Genomic DNA, 20659 nt, shown 5'->3' with positions numbered 1-20659 from the left:
ATCAAGGCGTATTGTCGGATAGAGACTTCGGAGTACGGGTTGTGAAAATCAATGTATTTCAGGTAGTTATCGTGCTCTGGCGTGCTCTATCGTGCAATTCGGAAAGGCCATTTGACCAGCTCCGAAGGCGGAGGCCAGAGGTTCGAATCCTCTCGGGTGCGCCAATTTTCTTCATAAAATCAGCACCTTAGGAGTTTCCACTCATTCGGTAATTGTGCTTACGCGGTGCTTACGTGGCTATTTCTGAAACCACGACCGCTGGCGTTGAGACGACTGACGGAATCTGAGCCTTACTTCTTGATGATGCAGGAAAGCACTCGTTTTTGATGGCCGTGAGCATTGTGGGGGGTCGAATGCAGGACAGCGTCACACGCGCAAATTGCTGACGGCAAATGCGCCGAAAGCCACGACCTTACCGATGGCACAACGTTGGAGAAGCTGAGGCCTGCGGACTTCCGTGGACGCTATTTATCTCTGTTTCGTTTCGTGAAATCGGGCTGGTGTTCTTCATCGCTCTGACGCGAGTGATAGGTAACGGCAAACAAGAACACGCTCATCCCCAGCGACCCGGCAGCCCCAAGAAACAGGGCGAGCCATACATGCCCGGACAGATCGTCGAACACGATCGCCACGATCGCGAACATCACCATAATGATCAGAACCGAGAGGGCGACCGTGCATCCGAGAAACTTGCTGCGGCGGGCGGCCTTGTGTCGGTCATTCTCTAGGGACATGGGCGAGCCTCTTCGATGCCGGGCATCCGACATTGGGGCTCTTCGAGGGAGGAAAAGGCGATCAGACGCGCATCATGTGTCGCATCAGCGCGCACCCTGATCGCGTGAACTTCCGGCCAAGAGGGCAACGATGAAGGCGACGAGGGCGATGGCGCCGCCGACGACGCCCAATGCCGCGAAGCCGAAGCTGCCAACGACAAAACCACCAAGAGCCGCTCCAATCCCCTGGCCGAGGTAGATGACCGATGTGTTCATCGCCAAGGTCAGCGAGCTTTGCGCCGGATCGGCCTGAACGAGTGCCTTTTCTATCGCCGGGGATGGTGCGATCAGAGCCGCCGAAGTCGCGACGATGATGAGGGCCGTCGCGGCAATCGTTGCGATGCTGCCCGCCGTGCCGAAGGCAAAGGCGGCAGTCCACAAGACAAGCGCAAATGCGAGGCCGAGATACATCACGCGCATGTTCGGAAGAAAATCGCGCTTGTCGGCAAGGAAGCCGCCGACAATCAGCCCTAGGATCGAGCCGATGCCGATCGCCGTCTGCATCGCACCGATGCCCGCCCCTTCGAAGCCCGTCAGCTCCGTGATGATCGGACCGATGAACGCGATCACCGGATAGGCGGCGATAAACGACATGCCGATCAGGAACAAACCCAGTTGCACGACAGGACGTCGAAGGACGGACCAGTCTGCCTTCGGTGCCTGCTTCTCTGGCGGCGTCGTTGGAATGGCGAATGCGATGGCGGGTATAACGGCGAAAGCGACTGCTGCGGCGAAGACAAATGTGGCCCTCCATCCGAAGGCTCCGCCCACGACCGTTCCGAGGGGTACGCCTGCAATGAATGCAACCGTCAGGCCTGCGAGAATGATACCGAGGGCCTGACCCTGGCGTGCCGGGGCGACCAAGCTCGCGCCAATGGCACCGGCCATTGGCATGACTGCCGCGGAAACGATCGCGACGACAATCCGAGCAACCATGAATGCTTCGAAGACCGGCAAAATGGCGGTCGCCAGGTTAACGATGCCGACGCCAGCGAGGGACACCATCAGGACCTTCTTGCGCTCGAAGCTGGAGAGGGCTGATACCACAAGTGGCGCTGCGAAGGCGCTTGTGACGGCGAAGGCAGTCAGCAACTGCCCTGCTGTCCCGACGGAGACTCCCAGATCGTCTGCCAGATCGGCAAGCAACCCCGAAAATACGTAGCTCTGCGTTCCGACGACAAAGGCGGCAAGAGCGAGAATGTAGATAGCGCGGGGCATTTCTTTTCCTTGGACGGCTCTATTCAACGATGCTCGGACTACTGGCACTCAGCGCTCGCCAGCTTGATCTGATGTCCAGAGTGGTTTGCAGATTGAGTTCTACGCGCTATAATTTTGTAGCATAAGAGCTTGTTATGCGCATAGAGTGCGCATTGGTGCGTCATATGGAATTTGCGGGAAGAGCCTTGGACGACTGGAACGAGTTGAAGTCAGCTGCGATGGTCGCGCGCCTCGGCACCATAAGTGCGGCCTCGGACGCCTTGGGAATCCATCGCGCTACTGTCACTCGTCACGTAGACTCTGTCGAAGCCGACTTGGGAGCCAAACTGTTTCAGCGACACGCGCGCGGCTTCACTCCAACGGAACTCGGCATTGCGCTTCTGCGCATCGCCGACGCAACAGATGCCCAGTTCGGCGAATTGCAACGGATCGCACGGGGCTCCTCTGACGAGATCGCGGGTGAAATCGTTGTAACGGCGCTCGATGTTCTCGTGCCGTTTGTCATGCCGATCATCGACGAAGTGCGGATTCGGCACCCTTCGCTGTTGGTCAACATCGTCAGCAGCGACCGTGTTCTGAAGCTCGAATATGGAGAAGCGGCCATCGCGTTCCGCATTGGTCGTAAACCCGATCACCCCGACAATGTCGTCTTGAAGGTGGCGACGATCGAGATGGGCCTATACGCAGCTCCAACTTACGTCGCCCGGCATGGCATTCCTGAAACGCCGGACGAGTTCGCCCAGCACATCTTTGTAGGGCCTGACGCGACTGCGCCGCGTCCACCGTATTTCGATTGGCTGGATGAGAACGTCCCCGACGACAGAATTCTCGTTCGATGTAGTAACGTGGCGAGCACCTACGATGCCGTTTCCGCAGGTGTCGGCATCGGCTTTCTCCCGCAAGAGAAAGCTCATCTTGGCTCGCTAAGATCGGTGGTTGAACCCGATGCATCTTGGCACGAGCCCGTTTGGGCAGTGACGCATGTGGACCTGCATCGCAGCTCCAAGGTTCAGGCAGTATTGGAAGTCGTGCGCTCACGCCGCGAAACAGTGAGTTGAGTGCAGCTTAACTTGTAGCACAGATGCGCATCGGGTGCGCATTTCGTTACCTATACAACATTGAAACGACACTCCATCTTCACAGCAACGCTGAAGAGGCAGGAGTTCGAACTGATGTTGAAAAAATCAAAACCCAAAATTTACGACCGTCCCATCGTCGTCGCGGGAGCGACGGGCAAGCAAGGGGGCGCGGTCGCGCACCATCTTCTCCAGAACGGGCATGCGGTGCGGGCGTTGACCCGCAGCCCCGACAAGCCTGCCGCCCAAGCGCTGGCGCAAAAGGGGGCGGAGTTGGTTCAGGCCGATCTTGAGGATCGAGCGTCGCTTGACGAAGCGTTGAAAGGCGCAGCAGGCCTCTACTCCGTTCAGGACTTCCTGGAGGCCGGCGTTGAAGCTGAAGTGAGACAGGGTAAAAACCTGACTGCCGCGGCAGCCGCCTCCGATGTTGAACATATCGTCTACACGGGCGCGTCCACCATGGACCGCAATACCGGTGTTCCGCACCTCGACAGCAAGTGGATCATCGAGACGGAGATTCGCAACTCAGGCAAACCTTGGACTGTCTTCCGCCCTGCGGCCTTCATGGACAATTGGGAATGGGAGCGCGAAAGCATCGAAGAGTCCGGAGCGATCCACTACCCGATGCGACCGGAGATGCCCTACGCGCAGATCGCATGCGATGATATCGGCAGAATGGTCGTCCTCGCATTCGAACAGCCCGGCTTCTGGGCAAACAAAGCCGCGCCGATCACCGCTGATATCTCGACAATGACGGAGGTCGCGGAGACCCTCGGTCGAGTTTTGGGCCGGGATGTGGAGTATCGGCGGACCTCTTACGAAGAAGCTGAGCAAGCAATGGGCGAAGAGCTCATGCTGATGTTCAAGTCGTTCGACGAACTCGGCATGGACGGCACACCGCAGAACCTGCGCCAGTGGCTGGGCGAGATCACCGACTTCGAAACCTACCTCAAAAACGCTGGCTGGGGCGAACGCAGCTAACTGGGATTACCAAGCCGTCTCGTCCATCCATAAGGACATAGAATTTAAGGAGGGTGCAAAATGGCGGTCAAGCCTCAGATGCCCGAAGACATTTTGGGGTTCTGGTTCGCCACTGGCATGTCGGAAAAATGGTTTGCCGGAGGCGAGGAGTTTAACACTCAGGTCAGGGAGCGTTTCGGTCAAGCTCTGGACGATGCATCCTCCGGAGGCCTCGATGGCTGGAAGGACACGATCGAAGGGCGCCTCGCGCTTGTAATCGTTCTCGATCAGTTCAGCCGCAACATTCATGCTGGCGATCGGCAGGCGTACGCAAGCGATGCCGAAGCTTTGTCGTTGGCCGGGACCGCGCTGCGCATGGGCGACGACATCTGGTTGAAGACCTATCGGCCGGACGATTGGCGTACCTTCTTGTATCTGCCCTTCATGCACAGCGAGGTGTTGGAAGATCAGCGCCGATGTCTCGATCTCTACGAAATGCATGGTCCGGACCATGGGATCGCGCCTGCACGGCACCACCTCGACATCATCGCGCGGTTCGGTCGGTTCCCGCATCGAAATGCGGTCCTGGGCCGCGAAAGCACTCCTGAGGAACTTGCCTTCCTGTCGGTTAAAGACACCGCGGCGTGACTTGGGTTGACCTCTCGAAAACCATTGATGGAGACGTTCATGAGTAAGACGGCAATCATCGCCGGGGTCGGCCCGGGCCTCGGATTGGCTCTGGTCAAGCGATTTGCAGATGGCGGCTATCACGTTGCGGCGCTGGCGCGAGACGACGACCGGCTCACCAGTCTTTTGTCCGATAACGGTCTTGCCGAACGTGCCACCGCCTATCGATGCGATGTGGCGAAACAGGACAACGTCGAGGGTGCTGTGCAGCGCATCGTCGAAGACCACGGTGTTCCGACGGCGACCATCTTCAATGCGGGTGCCTGGACGCTCGGGACGGTCGACAAGCTGAGCGCAGAGGACGTCGAGACATGCTGGCGCGTCACTGCGCTGGGCGCGTTCCTCGTCTCCAAGGCGTCGGCCCAGGCGATGCTGGATGCGGACGAGACCGGATCGATCCTCTTCACCGGCGCGACTGCCGCGCTGAGAGGGTCGGCCAACATGTCGGCCTTCGCCATGGCAAAGTTCGCGCAGCGGGCGCTCAGCCAGTCCTTGGCGCGTGAGCTTGGTCCCAAGGGCATTCATGTGGCTCACGCCATCATCGACGGGGGCATTGGTGAAAACGAAAGCATGGCGGGTAGCGACGCGGATGCGAAGGACAGTTCGCTTTCGCCAAACGAGATCGCTGAAAGCTATTTCCAGATCCACAGCCAGCATCGCAGTGCCTGGACGCAGGAATTCGATCTGCGCCCCTGGGTCGAGACATTCTAGAAACGAGTAACGAGATGACAGAGCACGTCTTCGAAAGCGGTGAGGCCGTTGCCAGGGCCTTCTTCGATGCCTGGAACGAGCAGGATCTCGACAAGCTGGCCAACGTGTTCGTGGAAGATGCCGATTTCGTCAACGTGGTCGGTTTCTGGTGGTCAAACCGGCGCGCCATTCGAAAAGCGCACGAGTATGGGTTTCGGCGCATCTTTCAGAACGCGCGGGTCGAGATCACGGAACTCAAGACACGTTCGCTCGGTCCAGATGTGAAAGTCGTTCACACTCTCTCGACCCTCGACGGGCAGACCGGCCAGGACGGAGAGACGGCGGGTCAGCGTGTCGCGGTCATTTCCATCGTTGCCCAGCGCCAACCCAGTGGCGGTTTCCGCATCTTGAGTTGCCAAAATACCGACCGGGTCGAAGGCGCTGACACGCATCTCAACGATGCGGCCGGCTTTCGACCCGCTTCCTACCAATCCTGACAATGTGCGAGGCAATGCGATGGGCATTCTAATCGAGGGTGAATGGCATCCAGATGGCGACCAGGAGGTCGTCGATGGCGCGTTTCAACGCTCGACTTCTAAGTTCCGGAACTGGGTGACCGCCGACGGCTCGCCAGGTCCGTCAGGTGTCGGAGGTTTCGCCGCCGAAAGCGGGCGCTACCATCTTTATGTGTCTTATGCCTGCCCTTGGGCGCATCGCACGCTGATCTTTCGGGTTCTGAAGGACCTCCAGTCTCATATCGGCGTTTCCGTCGTTTCACCCTTTCTAGGCGAGGAAAGCTGGACCTTCGAGCAGGATGTCTCGGGGACCACTGGCGATCAGGTGCTCGGCAAACAATACCTGCGCGACGTTTACGTCGAGTCCGATCGAAAGGCATCGGGGCGGGTGACGGTCCCCGTTCTGTGGGACAGGAAAACAGAATGCATCGTCTCGAATGAAAGCGCTGAAATCATTCGAATGCTGAACTCAGCTTTTGACGGCCTCACCGGTAGCACCGCTGATTTCTATCCTGAACAGCTGCGCGGCGAGATCGACAAGATGAATGATCGCGTGTTCGCCGCCGTAAACAATGGTGTTTACGAAGCTGGCTTCGCCACAGCCCAGTCCGCCTATGAGAGCGCAGTCACCAATCTGTTCGAATTGCTCGACGAGCTGGAAGAATTGCTGAAGGCACAGCGCTATCTGGTCGGGGACCGCATGACGGAAGCGGACTGGCGGTTGTTCACATCGATGGTCCGGTTTGACCATGTCTATCACGGCCACTTCAAGTGCAACCGTCGCCGCATGGTCGATTATCCGAACCTCACGCGCTGGCTTCGCGGACTTTATCGGGAGCCAGGGGTTTCGGAAACGGTGCGTCTCGATCACATCGTTCCGCACTACTACGCCAGTCACACTTGGATCAATCCAAGTCGTGTCGTCGCGATCGGACCTGACCCATCCTCAGTTTTTGGAGTTCGCTATCGCGGGGCGGACGCTTCCGACGACCGAGCGCCGACGATCCAGCGTAGACCTGAAAGCAGTTCTGGATAGTGTGGTGGCGATCGAACTGAAACAGCTACAGTATGTCGTCGAAGCTGCGGAACATCAGAGCTTTCGTGGCGCGGCTGAAGCTGTGGGTGTCAATCAGTCTGCTATCAGCCGTCGCATTCGAGACCTTGAAGATGCCTTGGGCGCTTCGCTTTTTAACCGTCATTCAGGTGGTGTGGTTCTGACGGTTGCCGGCAGAAAGTTTGTCCGACATGCACGGCGAGCGTTGAACGAGGTGTCTTTCGCAAAAGCTTACGTGGGCTGTGTCGGTCGCGGAGAGGAGGGCCAAGTAAGGATAGGAATATCGTCATCACTGGCGGCGGGATTTCTTGCCGAACTGCTACGAGAGTACGCAAGTCAGCATCGCAAAGTCGCTATCGATATCATCGAAGGAATCCCGAAAAACCATCTCGCGGCAGTCAGACTGCGAAAACTCGACGTTGCCTTTATAGCCGATACGCCGTCTATCCAGGGTTGCGACAGTGTCCAACTCTGGAAAGAGCGCATTTTCGTGACATTGCAAGAGGGTCACCGGCTAGCTCGACATGAAGTGCTGAGTTGGAATGACTTACAAGAAGAGCGGTTCGTCGTAAGTCGGAATGAATCGGGGATCGACACTAACAGCCTCATTGTTGAGCGGCTTGCCGAACTAGATGCGCGTCCAAAGATTGACCACTACTGCGTGGGCCGAGGAAATCTGATGCAGCTCGTTTCTTTTGGCCTAGGCATTACCGTAACAAATGAGTCGGCGATCGCGGCTCAATTTCCGGGCGTCGTTCATCGAAGGCTGGACGATGAGATCCTGTATTTCTCAGCCGTTTGGTCTCCCGTGAACGATAATCCAGCTTGGCGACGGATGCTAAGCTTGGTGCGTGTCATGGTTCACGACCTCGATCTTAGACTTTGCCATTGATTAGGTTGTATCCGAGCCGGGTTGGGAAGTCGGTTTTCTCAATTGTTGCCGAATGCGTCTGGCCTTCACAAATTCTCGATCGGTCTTCATGAACCGTTCCAGCATCGGCGCGATCAGCTTTACGGGTTCGAGTTTACTCCCGCTCTCGGCGCCAAGAATCTCTGCGTAGACCGTTAAGTCGCGATGCACTTGCGCGGGCAGTTCGACTGTGAGCTTGACTGGCTTGTCGTCGCGGATGTCGCCGAGTTTTAGCTTGCTCATCGTGCGCTTCCTTGGGGTTCGAGGATCAGATCGCGGGTTACCATCACGCGTACGGGAAACCCTGGCCGGATGGTGAGCGTCGGCGGAATGTTCAACTGCCGTTGAACGATCGCCTCGCCGGCTCGCCCAATCGTGTCTTGGGTGCCGTCCCGGATAGCGTCGGCAATCTCATCGCCGCCATCCTCGCCGATCTCGAGGCCGATATTGAGAATCGTGGCGAGCCCGGCGGCACGGAACAGCTGGCCCCAGTGATTGTCCACACCGTCTTCGAGGCCCGCATATCCCGCCTGATCAGTACCGGGCTGGCGTTCGAGCACGATGGAGCGTCCGTCTGGGAGTATCAACCGGGTCCACGCCAAGAGGACACGACGCTGACCTGTTTCCACGCGGCTGTCATATTCGCCGAGAAGGCGCGCACCCTGTGGGATGAGCAGGAATTGCCCGGTTGGGCTGTCATAGACATTAGCGGTGACCTGAGCCGTGATCTGCCCGGGAAGGTCGGAGCGCAGCCCGGTCAGGAGAGCTGCTTCGATGACGGATCCTGCTTGCAGAACGTATGGGCTCGGAGGAGCCTGCAGTCGATCCGCAGCAGTCGTCCTTCGGTCGACTTCCCGATCCAGGAAGGCTTCTTGCCGTTCCGTCCTATCGGGTTGCCGTAACTGCCCGGCAGATGCCGGGAACAGCCCTTGCAAGCCGGCGCTCGGGGCTGCGACCGGTGGAGCCTGTGGGCGCGCCGCACCTGCGCCACTCGACCTTGCGTCGGCAAAGAGTGTCGCGAGCCGTGCGGCTTCGGCCTCCTGCAAGCGCAACTGTTCTTCCGGATCGACCGCTGGACCCGTCGCGGGCACGACGGGCACCGGCTCACCCCGTCGCTGCGCAGACAGAACCGGCCGCCCCAGTTCGCCCGGAAGCGGCGGCCCGAGCTGCGGGATCGAAGCGTAGTCGCGCGGCAGACCCAAAAGGCCCTCGGCCTCCTGGACACGTTCCGTCGAGAAGAGTTCTGAAGGCCCATCGCTTGAATCGGAACCCTGCAAGGCGACGATCAGGATCGCGCCGATGCCGAGCCCGCCTGCGACGGCGAGAACGGTGATCGCCTTGCGCGAGAGCCGCATGACCCGTGGCGGATCGGGGCGCAGGCGGAGTTCCCTGGCGATGTCCTGTTCGCTGCGCGGCGCGTCCTCGCGGGGTTCGTCCGGTTGCTGATCTTCTTTCCCGGTCATGACTCACCGGTCCTCATCTGGACGCCACGCGGAAACCACGCGTTCCTCGCGTTGCGCAGAACGCTGGACCCCATCCGTCCGCACGATCCGGACGACGCGCTGGCGGTCTCCGAGACGCAGTTCGGCGGCGGCGAAGAGGCGGTCGACGATCATGTAGTTGCGACGGATGCGGTAATTGACGAGCTGTCCGTCCCCTTCCGGTCCGATCACGAAGAGCGGCGGCATTTCACCCTGGCCGATCCCGCGCGGGAACTCGATGAAGACCTGCCGCCCGTCATCGAAGGCGCGGCGCGGCCGCCAAGGTGCACGGTCGCCGGTGATGCGGTAGCGGAAGTTGAGGTCGTCGAGATCGACATTGCGCCCGATTGGAAGGCTGGCCTCGGCGCGACCGTTCTGGCGGCGCAAGGCGATGAGCTCGTCTTCGGGATATTGCCAGGAGACGGAGGCCATGTAGGCCTGCGGCGTCGCGCGCAGTTCGAGGTGATAGGTCCGCCGATCCGTGTTGATGACGAGATTGGTGACGAGATCGGGCCGGGTCGGTTTGACCAGCACATGGATGCGACGGCTGTCGCCGGATCCGCTCTCGGTGTCGCCGATGATCCAGCGCGCGGTATCGCCTGCCGCGATCGGGCCGGACCCGACAAGGCTTTCGCCCGGCTGCAAGGCGATGTCCGTAACCTGTCCAGGCGACGTGTAAACCTGATAGAGCGCGCCAGAACTGTAGGGATAGAGCTGGACGGCGTTGATGAAGCCGTCGCGTACCGGTTCGATCCGGGCCGCCGCGTTGGCGCTGGTCACCCGCTCAGTTGGTTCCGTCGCTTCTGCCGGACGATCATCGGCATCGACCCGCATGAGCTGGCCCGGCAGCGGCAATGGTTCGGGTGTCTCGACGATCCGAACAGGCCGCGCCGGTTCGGCGACCAGCGTCGCGGCGACCGGGTCATCGTAGCTGATCTCGGGCGGCTTGAAGGTGGCGCAGCCGGCAAGCATCGAAGTTGCGAGCAAAGTGGTGATGGACAGTTTGATTGGCATGCAGATTTGGCGTGTGATGCAATCACTCATTGGGCGTTCTCCCGTGACCAGTTGATGGCGTGGACGAAGACGCCGAGGGGGTTCTTGCGGAGGCGGTCGGCGTCGCGCGGCGGCTGGACGACAACGGAAAGGATGCCGGTCCAGCGTTCGGTTCCGGCAAGTTGTCCGTTGACGTAGCGGCGTTCGATCCAAGCGACGCGGAAGCTCGAGTCTGAGGCGCGGATGACGCTGGAGATCTCGGCGGCGATCTGAACTTCGCCGACGCGGGCGAAGGGGTCGTTCTCGCGGGCGAAGTCGTTGAGGGCGACGGCGCCGCGATCGGTGGCAAAGTCATAGGCGCGCAGCCAGTTCTCGCGCAGGACGATGGGATCGGCCGGCACTTGGCGCACGTTCTCGATAAATCGCGCGAGGTGGAAAGCGATCTGAGGATCGGCGGGGCGGTAGTTGGCGGTGGCGGGGGCGACGGCCTGCGCCGCGCCCAAGCGATCCACCTCGACCACGTAAGGCACGATGGTGCCTTGTGTGGATTGCCAGACGAGCGCGAGGCCGAAGGTCGCGGTCGTGGCGAGGCATCCCAGAGCCATGAACCGCCAGTTGCGGGCCTGGACGCGGGCGGAACCCATGCGCTCGTCCCATACCTGAGCGGCTTTTTGGTATGGTGTTACGGGTTCAGGAGTCTTGGCGTATCGCACGCTAGGTCGCTTGAATCTCATGATCTCTCCGAAAGGCTGATGGCCGTGCCCGCGCCGCCGCCGTCGCCTGCGCGCAGGGCGTGGGCGGTGGTCATGGCGCCGTGGTGCACTGATTGCTGGCGCTTCATGCGACGCGCCCAGGCGGGCGGACCGTCATTGGCAGGGGTCGGCATGTTGGCCGGGGAATTGCTGAACTTGCCACCGGTGGCCTCAAAAGCGGCGCGCGAACCCGAACGGTAGCTGTCACCAACTGCGCGCTTGAGCGGACTGGCGGCGGCGGATGCACCAGCCTGTCCAACTGCCGCCAATCCGCTGGCAGCTTTTCCGGCGGTTGTTGATCCGGACGCGGCGCCGATCTGGAACGCGGTGGAGGCACCTCCCGCGACCGCCGAACCACCGCGCAACGCGGCTCCACCAGCGGCTCCAGCGATCTTAGCGCCTGCAAGACCTCCAGCGACGACACCGCCTGCGGCTAGGCCAGCACCGACGGCGGTGCCCGCGCCAAGTTGCGGACCGCCGGAAACGATCCCATTGGCAACGCCGGGGCCGAAAATGCCAAGCGCGAGAATGGAGAGGGCCGCCAGCACGACGGCCATTGCGTCACCGATGGTCGGTTCGCCGACGAAGCCGGTGGTGAATTCGCTGAAGATCGTCGATCCGATCCCGACGATCACAGCGAGCACGAGCACCTTGACGCCCGAGGAGATGACGAGGCCGAGGACGCGCTCTGCCATGAAGGCGGTCTTGTTGAAGAGACCGAAGGGTACAAGGATGAAACCCGCCAGCGTTGCCAGCTTGAACTCGATAAGGGTCACGAAGAGCTGGATCGCGAGGATGAAGAAGGACAGCAGCACCACGACCCAGGCGAAGAGCAGGATCATGATCTGGATGAAGTTGTCGAAGAAGGCGACGAAGCCCATCAGGTCGGCGACGGATTCCAGGATCGGCTGCCCGGCTTCCAGCCCGACGGCCGCGATGCGTCCTGGCTGTAAAAGCTCGCCCGCACCGATCGCGCCGCCGGTGGCGACAAGGCCCAGCCCTGCGAAGCTCTCGAAGACGATGCGTGCGAGCGCGTTCCAGTTGCTGATGATGTAGGCGAAGATGCCGACGAAGAGCGTCTTCTTGACGAGCCGCCCGATGATGTCGTCATCCGCGCCCCAGGCCCAGAAGAGCGCGGCGAGCGTGACGTCGATGACGATGAGCGTGGTCGCGAGGAAGGCGACATCGCCGCCGAGTAGACCGAACCCACTGTCGATATAGGTCGTGAAGACCTCTAGGAACCGATCGATGACGCCGACGCCGTCCATGACCTACTCCGTGCCCGAATTGTTGCTGGACGTGCCGAAGAACCGGCGGCGGTTCTCCTCCCATGCGGCTTGACACTCGGTGTCGGCTCCGAGCGCTTCCGGCGAGAGCGTGCGACAGCGCAGCAAGGTCTCGCGCAATGGATCGTCCGAAACCACCGCCGCCGGTTCGGCCGCACGCTCCTCTTCAAGGGCGCGTTGGAGTTCCATCGCCGCCATGAGCGCGGCGATAGCGCCCAAAGCGATGGCGATGGCTTTTAGCGTGGTCTCGGCGGTCAGCTTCATCGCGGCCTACCGAAACATCCGCACGGTCGTCGGCTCGTAGCCGGAGCCGTAGTCGAGAAAGCGGCCGAGGTTTTCTCGCGCTTGCGCTTCGGCCGTCGCAATCCGCGCGGCTTCCAGCGATTGCGCGCGGTTCTGCGCGGCAATGGCGGCGGTCAGGTCGGAGATCTGCTGGCTCTGCAGTGCGAGGAGCTGGTTGCCAGCCTGGGTCGCCTGCAAGGCACCCGTCGCGGCCTGGCTGCGGCCGACGAGCGTCTGCATCTCGGCGCGCGCGGTCTCGATATTGCCGACGACGCCAGCCTGGACTTTGAGCGCATCCTCGAACCCGGCGACGGACGTGCGCCACCGGTCCTGTGCGCCCGCGATCATGTCGTCGAAATCGCCCCGCGCGGCGGCCGCGCCGTAATCCCGGGTGAAGGCTTCGTCGATCGTCGCCACGTCATGGGCGATGCGCTGCGCCTCGCCCAACAGCTGCTGCGTCTGCTGCACCGAAGATTGCAGTTGCGACAGCGAGGAATATGGCAGGCTCGCGAGATTGCGGGCCTGATTGACCAGCATCTGCGCCTCGTTCTGGAGCTGGGCGATCTGGTTATTGATCTGCTCCAGCGTTCGGGCGGCGGTCAGCAGGTTCTCGGCGTGATTGGTTGGGTCGTAGACGATCCCACCGAACCCGCCGCCGAAGAATGCGTGAGCGGGCGGCGCGGTCGCGGGGGTCATCGCGATCGCGCTCGACAGCAACAGGGCCGCGGCGGCGCGCCCTGCGAGTTTACTTGTGTTGGTCTTGAACATCGGTCTTCTCCTTGTCGTCGTTGGACTCTGGGGTTGCGGATGGGGTGGCCTCGATCACGTCGTCCGAAGGTCCGAGCAGTTCGGTGGCCCAGTTGAGATCGCGACGGGCGAGCCAGGCGGCGGCAAAACCGTCACGCCCATGCTCTTCGAGGATCGCGTCGATGGCGGCGTGATCGGATTTGGAAGACGCCGCGGTGAAGGCCAGCGCGACCTCGCCGAGGCCGAGCGCGAAGAGCCGGTTGCCGCGGCGCGACTGGCAGTAATAGTCGCGCTTGGGCGTCGCCCTTGCGATGATCTCGATCTGGCGGTCGTTGAGCCCGAAGCTGCGATAGGTCGCGGCGATCTGCGGCTCGAAGGCGCGTTCGTTGGGCAGGAAGATGCGGGTCGGGCAGCTCTCGACGATGGCGGGCGCGATGTCGGAGCCGTCGATATCGGCCAGCGACTGGGTGGCGAAGATGACGCTGGCGTTCTTCTTGCGCAGCGTCTTCAACCATTCGCGCAGCTGCGAGCCGAAAGTGGCGTCGTCCAAGGCAAGCCAGCCTTCATCGACGATGATGAGGCTCGGGCGTCCATCGAGCCGCGCTTCGATCCGGTGAAAGAGATAGGCGAGTACGGCGGGCGCAGCAGCGGAGCCGATCAGCCCTTCGGTCTCGAAGGCCTGGAAGTCGGCGGTGCCGAGATGCTCGCTTTCCGCATCGAGCAAGCGGCCGAAGGGGCCGCCGAGGCAGAACGGGGCCATGGCGCGTTTGAGATCGTTCGATTGCAGGAGGACCGACAGGCCCGTGAGTGTTCGTTCTTCGATGGGCGCCGATGCAAGCGAGGTCAGCGCCGACCAAAGATGGTCGCGCGCGACCGGATCGATGGTGACCCTTTCTCGGGCGAGCAATCCGGCGAGCCAGTCCTGCGCCCAGCTGCGTTCGGCCGCATCATCGATCCGCGCGAGCGGTTGCAGCTGGACCGCGTCGTCTTCGTCGGACAGTGCGAGCCCGAGATCTTGCCAGTCTCCGCCGCAGGCCATCGTCGCGCAGCGGATCGATCCGCCGAAATCGAACGCGAAGATCTGCGCGTCCTCATAGCGCCGGAATTGCAGCGCCATGAGAGCGAGCAGGACAGATTTGCCCGCGCCGGTGGGTCCGACCATGAGTGTATGACCGACATCGCCCACATGGGTCGAGAAGCGGAACGGCGTCGCGCCTTGCGTCTCGGCGTAGAAAAGCGGAGGACCGTCCAGATGTTCGTTCCGCGCGGGGCCTGCCCAAACCGCCGAGATCGGGATCATATGCGCGAGGTTGAGCGTGGAGATCGGCGGTTGTCGGACATTGGCGTAGAGATGCCCGGGTAGCGAGCCGAGCCAGGCTTCGACGGCGTTCAGTGTTTCCGGGATGCAGGTGAAGTCGCGGCCTTGGACGACCTTCTCGGCGAGCTTGATCTTGGCGTCCACCGCCCGCTCGTTCTCATCCCAGACAGTGATCGTCGCGGTGACATAAGCCGCGCCGACGATGTCGGAGCCGAGTTCCTGCAGCGCTTCATCGGCATCGAGCGCTTTGTTGTCGGCATCCGAATCCAGGAGCGTCGATGCCTCGTTGGTCATTACCTCTTTCAGGATCGCCGCGACCGATTTGCGCTTGGCGAACCATTGGCGCCTGATGCGGGTGAAGAGTTTCGTGGCATCGGTCTTGTCGAGACAGATGGCGCGCGTCGCCCAGCGATATTCGAAAGCCTGCGCGTTGAGTTCGTCGAGAAGTCCCGGCCAGGTCGATGTCGGGAAGCCGACGATCGAGAGCGTGCGGAGATGCGCCTCGCCGAGCTTCGGTGCGAGACCGGCGACCAGCGGCTCGTCCGCCAGATAGGCGTCGAGATGCATCGGTGTCTCGGGCACGCGGACCGTCTGCGCTCGTGTCGAGATCGTCGAGTGCAGATAGGTGAGCGTCTCCGCGTTATCGAGCCAAGCTGCCTTGGGCATGAAACCTTCGAACAGATCGAGCAGCCGGTCTGAGCGTGAGCGGAATGCCGCGAGGTGTTCTTTGGGATTGGCGCCTTTGGTCGGTGCGTCTTCGAACAGCCAGCCACTCGCCCGGCTCGTATCATCCGCAGGCGACATCCACGTCAGCGTCAGGAAGTAGCGGCTCTCATAATGGGACGAGGCTTCTTCGAACTGGGCGCGCCGTTCGGCATCGACCAGTGCGGATACTGGATCGGGAAACTCCGACAGCGGGTAGTCTCGCGCCGGTATGCGCTGCGCTTCGACGAAAACCGCCCAGCCTGAGCCGAGGCGACGCAAGGCGCTGTTGAGGCGCGCCGAGGTTGCGATCAGCTCGGCGGGTGTCGCCGAGTCGAGATCGGGACCGCGAAACCGCGCCGTGCGCTGGAAACTGCCATCCTTGTTGAGAATGACACCTTTGGCGATGAGCGCAGCCCAGGGCAGGAAGTCGGCGAGCAGCGCAGCTTTGGAGCGGTATTCGGCGAGGCGCATCATCTCCTCACACTCCCATCCAGGTCGGGTAGCGGAGGTGACGGCGCGCGACATCGGCGATCTGCGCGTCGCGCTTGGCGGCATAGACCGCCAGCATGTGCCCGATGGCCCAGAGGGCGAGCCCGACCAGCCAGAGCCGCAGCCCAAGGCCCACGGCGGCCGCTATTGTGCCATTCGCGATGGCGATGGTGCGCGGCGCGCCACCCAAGAGGATTGGCTCGGTGAGGGCGCGATGCACGGGCGCGGTGAAGCCGGGGATGTCGGTGGGATCGCTCATACGAGAGCACCACCGCCGAAGGAGAAGAAGGACAGGAAGAAGCTCGATGCGGCGAAGGCGATCGACAGACCGAAGACGATCTGCACGAGCCGGCGCGCGCCACCGGACGTGTCGCCAAACGCGAGCGTCAGGCCGGTGATGATGATGATCATGACCGCGACGATCTTGGCGACCGGGCCTTCGATGGACTCGAGGATCGCCTGAAGCGGGGCTTCCCAAGGCATGCCGGACCCTGCGGCCTCGGCCTGTCCTGCGGCGAGCAGGAAGCCGATCGCGAGCGCCGACGCGTAGATCGGCAAGCGCGGGTAGAGTTGAAGCATTCGGGTCATGGCGTGTTTCCTTTCGGGCTGCTGAGAATGGTTTCGAGCGCATAGTCGCCGGCTGCGGTCAGGCCTGTGACGCGCGCAAGTTCGGCGAGGCGGCGGTCAGAGCCGCGCCCTTGCAGGACGGCGAGCACGTCGATGGTCTCCGCGATCAGCGCCCGCGGGACGGTAACTACGGCTTCCTGGATCAGCTGTTCGAGGCGACGCAGCGCGCCGATGGCCGAGCCCGCGTGGATGGTGCCGATCCCGCCGGGATGGCCCGTGCCCCAGGCCTTGAGGAGATCGAGCGCTTCGGACCCGCGCACCTCACCGATGGGGATACGATCCGGGCGAAGGCGCAGGGACGAGCGCACGAGATCGGACAGCGTCGCGACGCCGTCCTTGGTGCGGAGCGCGACTAGATTGGGCGTCGTGCACTGCAGCTCGCGCGTGTCTTCGATGAGGACGACACGGTCTGAGGTCTTAGCCACTTCGGCGAGCAGCGCGTTGGTCAGTGTGGTCTTGCCGGTCGATGTGCCGCCCGCGACCAGGATGTTGGCGCGGGACGCGAAGGCTTCGCGCAGCGTGTTGGCTGCGACCTCGTCCATGATCCCGGCCCGGACATAATCGGCGAGGGTGAAGACAGCGACGGCAGGTTTGCGGATTGCGAAGGTCGGCGCTGCGACGACAGGCGGAAGAAGTCCCTCGAAGCGTTCGCCGGTTCCGGGAAGCTCGGCCGAAACCCGCGGAGCGTCGGCATGGACTTCTGCGCCGACATGATGGGCGACAAGGCGAACGATCCGCTCTCCGTCGTCGGGCGAAAGTCCAGTTCCTGTATCGCAGAGGCCTTCGCCGAGCCGGTCGACCCACAGGCGACCACAGGGATTGAGCATCACTTCGACGACGGCGTCTTCGTCGAGCCAGGCCGCGATGTCGGCGCCGAGCGCCGTGCGGAGCATGCGGGAACCGCGCTCGATCGCTGCTGATTTGAGAGTGTGGACGGTCATTCGCGGCCCCGCATCTGGTTACGGGATCGATCAAGAAGACCGCTAAGAGATCATTCGCAACAGGTTTGAGGGCGTAGTAGGGCGGTGGCGTGGATAGGCAGGGTATGGCGTGTTCGGTCCACTCTCGTCATCGACGGCGGATGTATGGAGTGCAGGAAAAGTGAGCTTTCGCTGCAGTTGCGCCAATGACCGCTTGTTCACCCAGGCAACAAATCGACTTCCCAATCTCCGGTCGCGTTGGCCTGTGTCCCTCTTTCCAGAAATGTCGAGAGAACGATGTAGCTTTTTGTAGTTTGCACACCTGAATTTTCATAAAGCTTCGCCAAAAACAGCTCCAAAGCGTGCGCGTCGCGTGTTCTGACCTTGATTAGCAAGCCACTATCGCCCGCCACAGAGTGGATTTCCTCGACCTCGGGGAACTGATCGATTTGCATGAGCTTTCTGGACTTTCCCCAACCTGCGAAATCGACAAAAACGAAGGCGAGTAAGGGTTTGCCAACTTTAACAGGATCGATCTTAAGGGTTGAGTGTTCAATCGCACCGCTCTCACGCAATTTTTTCACTCGGGCGTGAGCGGCAGGAGGCGAAAGCCCGACCCGCTGCCCCAACACTTCGTAAGACATCTCGGCATCTTCGATCAGGGCGCTTAATATCTTTCTGTCAAAAGTGTCCAAAGCGGGCTCTCCTTGCATCGCAGGTGAATGTCATTCTTAAATTAGCCAAATATATGAAATTGAGTTCCAAACATCGCCACTACTTCGTAACTTCATACGGAACACAGTAGTGAGGATGTTTATGAATATTCGCAAGATCAATGCCCCAGATAGCCACGACTTGAAGTCAAAGTACTCTCAAGCAATAGAGGTGACAGATGCTAAGCGCACCGTTTACATCAGCGGGCAAATACCGGTCTCGCCAGACGGTATTGTCCCGGAAGGCTTCAGCGATCAGGCCCGCCAAGCTTGGGCGAACGTGGAGGCACAGCTCCGTGCCGCCGATATGGGACTGGACAACATAGTCAAGCACACAACCTTCCTCGGCGACCGAGCGTACCGCGCGGAAAATTCACTTGTCAGAAAAGAAATCCTGGGCGAGCGAGAACCTGCATTGACTGTAATTGTTTGTGAAATCTTCGACGAAAATTGGCTCTTGGAAATCGAGGCAATCGCGGTGGCCTAAGCTCGTGAGCAGACATTCGTTCGTCTCGCAGCGTTCGTGAAAATGGGCTCTAACTGGTCATTCATTGTTCCATGAAGACACGTCGTCTGAAACCTCTTTCGTCAGCGTATTCCCTTTTGCCAGTCGACGCCCGAGCGTCTCTACAAAACCGCCATACCGATCTTTGCCTGAAGCCTGAGCGGCCTCGCGCATTTCGTCCGGCAGCGGTGGCGTTGTGGTCAGCCAGAACCTCACGAACAGTGCGACAGCCTCATTGCCGACGGAAACATCGCGAGCGCCGCTTCCACGATTTGCGACTTCGAGACTTTCCGGCGCGCTGCCAGTGCGTCAAGCTCCGCACTGAGTGACGGGTCGAAATACACATTCAGCCGCTCCTTCTTCATCACGGACGCCTTATAGCTCAATCCCGTCATCGGGATCGAGCGAGGCTTGCCGCGCGACGGTGCCGAACCGGTCGCGCATGGCCTTGGCCCGCTGCGCATCGTCCTCCGGTTCGTCATCAAGATCGGCGAACTCGCTGCGTGCCGGAGCCGGTTCGGGCGCGATGTCTTCATGTTCCGGCAAGTCAGGTTCGCGACGGACACCACCATCGGTGTCGTCCGTTGTTGACTTTCGCTTCTTCGGTGGCGGCGCAGCGATCGGTTCGCAGCCGCTCCAATCGTCTGCCGTGCTGCTAACTGAGTCATCGCTGGCGGTGCGATCCGGCGGCGGCGCAATCCGAGCCTTGAACTGGGGATCGGTGTAGTAGCGCGCCTTCTCTGCGCGGACCGGCGGCGCGCCGGAGACGAGGACGATCTCGTCCGTCGGCGGGAGCTGCATCATCTCTCCGGGCGTGAGCAGCGGTCGCGCGGTCTCCTGACGAGACACCATCAGATGCCCGAGCCAGGGTGACAGCCGATGCCCGGCATAGTTCTTCATCGCCCGCATCTCGGTGGCGGTGCCGAGGGCGTCCGACACCCGCTTGGCGGTGCGCTCGTCATTGGTCGCGAAAGCGACCCGCACATGGCAATTGTCGAGGATCGCGTTGTTCTGCCCGTAGGCCTTTTCGATCTGGTTGAGCGACTGCGCGATAAGGAACGCCTTGATCCCGTAACCTGCCATGAAGGCGAGCTGGCTCTCGAAGAAGTCGAGGCGCCCGAGCGCCGGGAACTCGTCGAGCATAAGCAGCATACGGTGGCTGCGCTTTGCGTGGAGATCTTCGGTCAGCCTCCGTCCGATCTGATTGAGCACGAGCCGGATCAGCGGCTTGGTCCGCGAGATGTCCGAGGGTGGGACGACGAGGTATAGCGTCACCGGCTTGTCGCCGGTCACCAAATCGTCGATCCGCCAGTCGCAAAGCCTTGTGACCTTGGCGACGACAGGATCGCGATAGAGCCCGAGGAAACTCATCGCGGTCGAGAGCACACCGGATCGCTCGTTCTCCGACTTGTTCAGAAGTTCGCGCGCGGCCTGCGCGACGACTGGATGCGGGTGATCTCCCAGATGCGGCGTGCGCATCATCGCCGCCAACGTCGACTCGATGGGTCGCTTCGGATCGGAGAGAAACGCCGCGACGCCAGCGAGGGTCTTGTCCGCTTCGGCATAGAGCACATGCAGGATCGCGCCGACCAGCAGCGAGTGGCTCGTCTTCTCCCAATGGTTCCGCCGTTCGAGCAGGCCTTCGGGATCGACGAGGATGTCGGCGACGTTTTGCACGTCGCGCACTTCACTGTCGCCGCGGCGCACTTCGAGCAACGGATTGTAGGCGGCCGAGTTCGGATCGGTCGGATCGAACAGCAGCACCCGGCTAAATCGCGAACGGTAGTTCGCCGTGAGCTGCCAGTTCTCGCCCTTGATATCGTGGACGATGGCCGAGCCCGGCCAGGTCAACAATGAGGGCACAACCAGCCCAACCCCTTTGCCGGACCGCGTCGGCGCGAAGCAGAGCACATGCTCGGGACCATCGTGTCGAAGATAGCGGGACTGGTAGCGCCCGA

At 61.3% G+C, this 20659-nt stretch carries 24 protein-coding genes; 8 read left to right on the top strand and 16 right to left on the bottom strand.

From position 1 onward, the window contains the following. Positions 1-464: 464 nt before the first annotated feature. On the bottom strand, positions 465-767 hold the full coding sequence (locus H7847_RS25615) for a hypothetical protein (RefSeq protein ID WP_227272379.1): 303 nt from the start codon (positions 765-767) through the stop codon (positions 465-467). Between the two features lie 51 nt (positions 768-818). Continuing rightward, positions 819-1991, bottom strand: a complete 1173-nt coding sequence (locus H7847_RS25610; protein WP_227272377.1) for an MFS transporter — start codon at positions 1989-1991, stop codon at positions 819-821. Positions 1992-2176: 185 nt separating this feature from the next. Between H7847_RS25610 and H7847_RS25605 the strand changes: the two genes are divergently transcribed. The 7 genes from H7847_RS25605 (at position 2177) to H7847_RS25575 (ending at position 7865) form a co-directional block, all read left to right on the top strand. Then, entirely contained in the window at positions 2177-3049 is an 873-nt protein-coding gene (locus H7847_RS25605) for a LysR family transcriptional regulator (RefSeq protein ID WP_227272375.1), read from the top strand. A 114-nt stretch (positions 3050-3163) separates the two neighbouring features. Further along, entirely contained in the window at positions 3164-4048 is an 885-nt protein-coding gene (locus H7847_RS25600; protein WP_227272373.1) for an NmrA/HSCARG family protein, read from the top strand. Positions 4049-4108: 60 nt separating this feature from the next. Continuing rightward, positions 4109-4675 carry a DUF924 family protein gene (locus H7847_RS25595; RefSeq protein WP_227272370.1) on the top strand — a complete coding sequence of 189 codons (567 nt, stop codon included), beginning with the start codon at positions 4109-4111 and terminating at the stop codon, positions 4673-4675. 39 nt (positions 4676-4714) lie between these two features. Continuing rightward, positions 4715-5425, top strand: coding sequence for an SDR family NAD(P)-dependent oxidoreductase (locus tag H7847_RS25590; protein ID WP_227272369.1), 711 nt, complete (start codon positions 4715-4717; stop codon positions 5423-5425). Positions 5426-5439: 14 nt separating this feature from the next. Continuing rightward, positions 5440-5901: an SgcJ/EcaC family oxidoreductase gene (locus H7847_RS25585; RefSeq protein ID WP_227272367.1), complete on the top strand. Its 462-nt coding sequence runs from the start codon at positions 5440-5442 to the stop codon at positions 5899-5901. A gap of 19 nt (positions 5902-5920) precedes the next feature. Continuing rightward, positions 5921-6955 carry a glutathione S-transferase family protein gene (locus H7847_RS25580; protein WP_227272365.1) on the top strand — a complete coding sequence of 345 codons (1035 nt, stop codon included), beginning with the start codon at positions 5921-5923 and terminating at the stop codon, positions 6953-6955. 4 nt (positions 6956-6959) lie between these two features. After that, a complete protein-coding gene (locus H7847_RS25575) occupies positions 6960-7865 on the top strand; it encodes a LysR family transcriptional regulator (RefSeq protein ID WP_227272364.1) in 906 nt (301 codons plus the stop codon). On the opposite strand, the gene H7847_RS25570 is transcribed toward H7847_RS25575, so the two are convergent. From H7847_RS25570 to H7847_RS25515, 12 genes are all read right to left on the bottom strand, one after another. Then, positions 7866-8126: a DUF2274 domain-containing protein gene (locus H7847_RS25570; RefSeq protein ID WP_227272363.1), complete on the bottom strand. Its 261-nt coding sequence runs from the start codon at positions 8124-8126 to the stop codon at positions 7866-7868. Further along, entirely contained in the window at positions 8123-9346 is a 1224-nt protein-coding gene (locus H7847_RS25565) for a TrbI/VirB10 family protein (RefSeq protein WP_227272362.1), read from the bottom strand. Before H7847_RS25565 ends, H7847_RS25570 begins: the two co-directional genes overlap by 4 nt. A 3-nt stretch (positions 9347-9349) precedes the next feature. Next, the gene (gene trbG / locus H7847_RS25560) at positions 9350-10408 is read right to left on the bottom strand and encodes a P-type conjugative transfer protein TrbG (RefSeq protein ID WP_227272361.1); all 1059 of its coding nucleotides are present in this window, start codon (positions 10406-10408) and stop codon (positions 9350-9352) included. Further along, positions 10405-11094 (bottom strand): conjugal transfer protein TrbF, encoded by a 690-nt coding sequence (gene trbF, locus H7847_RS25555; RefSeq protein ID WP_227272384.1) that lies wholly within the window; start codon positions 11092-11094, stop codon positions 10405-10407. Before trbF ends, trbG begins: the two co-directional genes overlap by 4 nt. Then, a complete protein-coding gene (gene trbL / locus H7847_RS25550) occupies positions 11088-12377 on the bottom strand; it encodes a P-type conjugative transfer protein TrbL (protein ID WP_227272360.1) in 1290 nt (429 codons plus the stop codon). The genes trbF and trbL overlap by 7 nt, the downstream gene beginning before the upstream one ends. Positions 12378-12380: 3 nt before the next feature. Beyond that, complete coding sequence (gene trbK-alt / locus H7847_RS25545) at positions 12381-12659, bottom strand: putative entry exclusion protein TrbK-alt (RefSeq protein ID WP_227272359.1); 279 nt, start codon at positions 12657-12659, stop codon at positions 12381-12383. Between the two features lie 6 nt (positions 12660-12665). Next, a complete protein-coding gene (gene trbJ / locus H7847_RS25540) occupies positions 12666-13445 on the bottom strand; it encodes a P-type conjugative transfer protein TrbJ (protein ID WP_227272358.1) in 780 nt (259 codons plus the stop codon). Further along, positions 13423-15921: a conjugal transfer protein TrbE gene (gene trbE / locus H7847_RS25535; RefSeq protein WP_227272357.1), complete on the bottom strand. Its 2499-nt coding sequence runs from the start codon at positions 15919-15921 to the stop codon at positions 13423-13425. Before trbE ends, trbJ begins: the two co-directional genes overlap by 23 nt. A gap of 4 nt (positions 15922-15925) precedes the next feature. Further along, positions 15926-16195, bottom strand: a complete 270-nt coding sequence (locus H7847_RS25530; RefSeq protein WP_081533694.1) for a VirB3 family type IV secretion system protein — start codon at positions 16193-16195, stop codon at positions 15926-15928. Then, positions 16192-16524 carry a TrbC/VirB2 family protein gene (locus H7847_RS25525; RefSeq protein ID WP_406676041.1) on the bottom strand — a complete coding sequence of 111 codons (333 nt, stop codon included), beginning with the start codon at positions 16522-16524 and terminating at the stop codon, positions 16192-16194. Before H7847_RS25525 ends, H7847_RS25530 begins: the two co-directional genes overlap by 4 nt. Continuing rightward, entirely contained in the window at positions 16521-17456 is a 936-nt protein-coding gene (gene trbB / locus H7847_RS25520) for a P-type conjugative transfer ATPase TrbB (protein WP_264479726.1), read from the bottom strand. The genes H7847_RS25525 and trbB overlap by 4 nt, the downstream gene beginning before the upstream one ends. 245 nt (positions 17457-17701) lie before the next feature. Further along, positions 17702-18178, bottom strand: coding sequence for an Lrp/AsnC family transcriptional regulator (locus H7847_RS25515; RefSeq protein WP_227272353.1), 477 nt, complete (start codon positions 18176-18178; stop codon positions 17702-17704). Between the two features lie 121 nt (positions 18179-18299). Here H7847_RS25515 and H7847_RS25510 point away from each other — a divergent pair, with 121 nt between their 5' ends. Further along, positions 18300-18683: a RidA family protein gene (locus H7847_RS25510; RefSeq protein WP_227272351.1), complete on the top strand. Its 384-nt coding sequence runs from the start codon at positions 18300-18302 to the stop codon at positions 18681-18683. Between the two features lie 230 nt (positions 18684-18913). Here H7847_RS25510 and H7847_RS25505 read toward each other — a convergent pair whose 3' ends face one another. Further along, positions 18914-19066 carry a ribbon-helix-helix domain-containing protein gene (locus H7847_RS25505; RefSeq protein ID WP_227272349.1) on the bottom strand — a complete coding sequence of 51 codons (153 nt, stop codon included), beginning with the start codon at positions 19064-19066 and terminating at the stop codon, positions 18914-18916. A gap of 10 nt (positions 19067-19076) precedes the next feature. Beyond that, positions 19077-20659: conjugal transfer protein TraG (locus H7847_RS25500; protein WP_227272347.1), on the bottom strand; the 1583-nt coding region annotated here is incomplete at its 5' end.

This window comes from Roseobacter weihaiensis, from assembly GCF_020622345.1.
GTDB classification, from domain to species: Bacteria; Pseudomonadota; Alphaproteobacteria; order Rhodobacterales; family Rhodobacteraceae; genus Roseobacter; species Roseobacter weihaiensis.
This window is presented reverse-complemented; position numbering and strand designations above follow the sequence as displayed.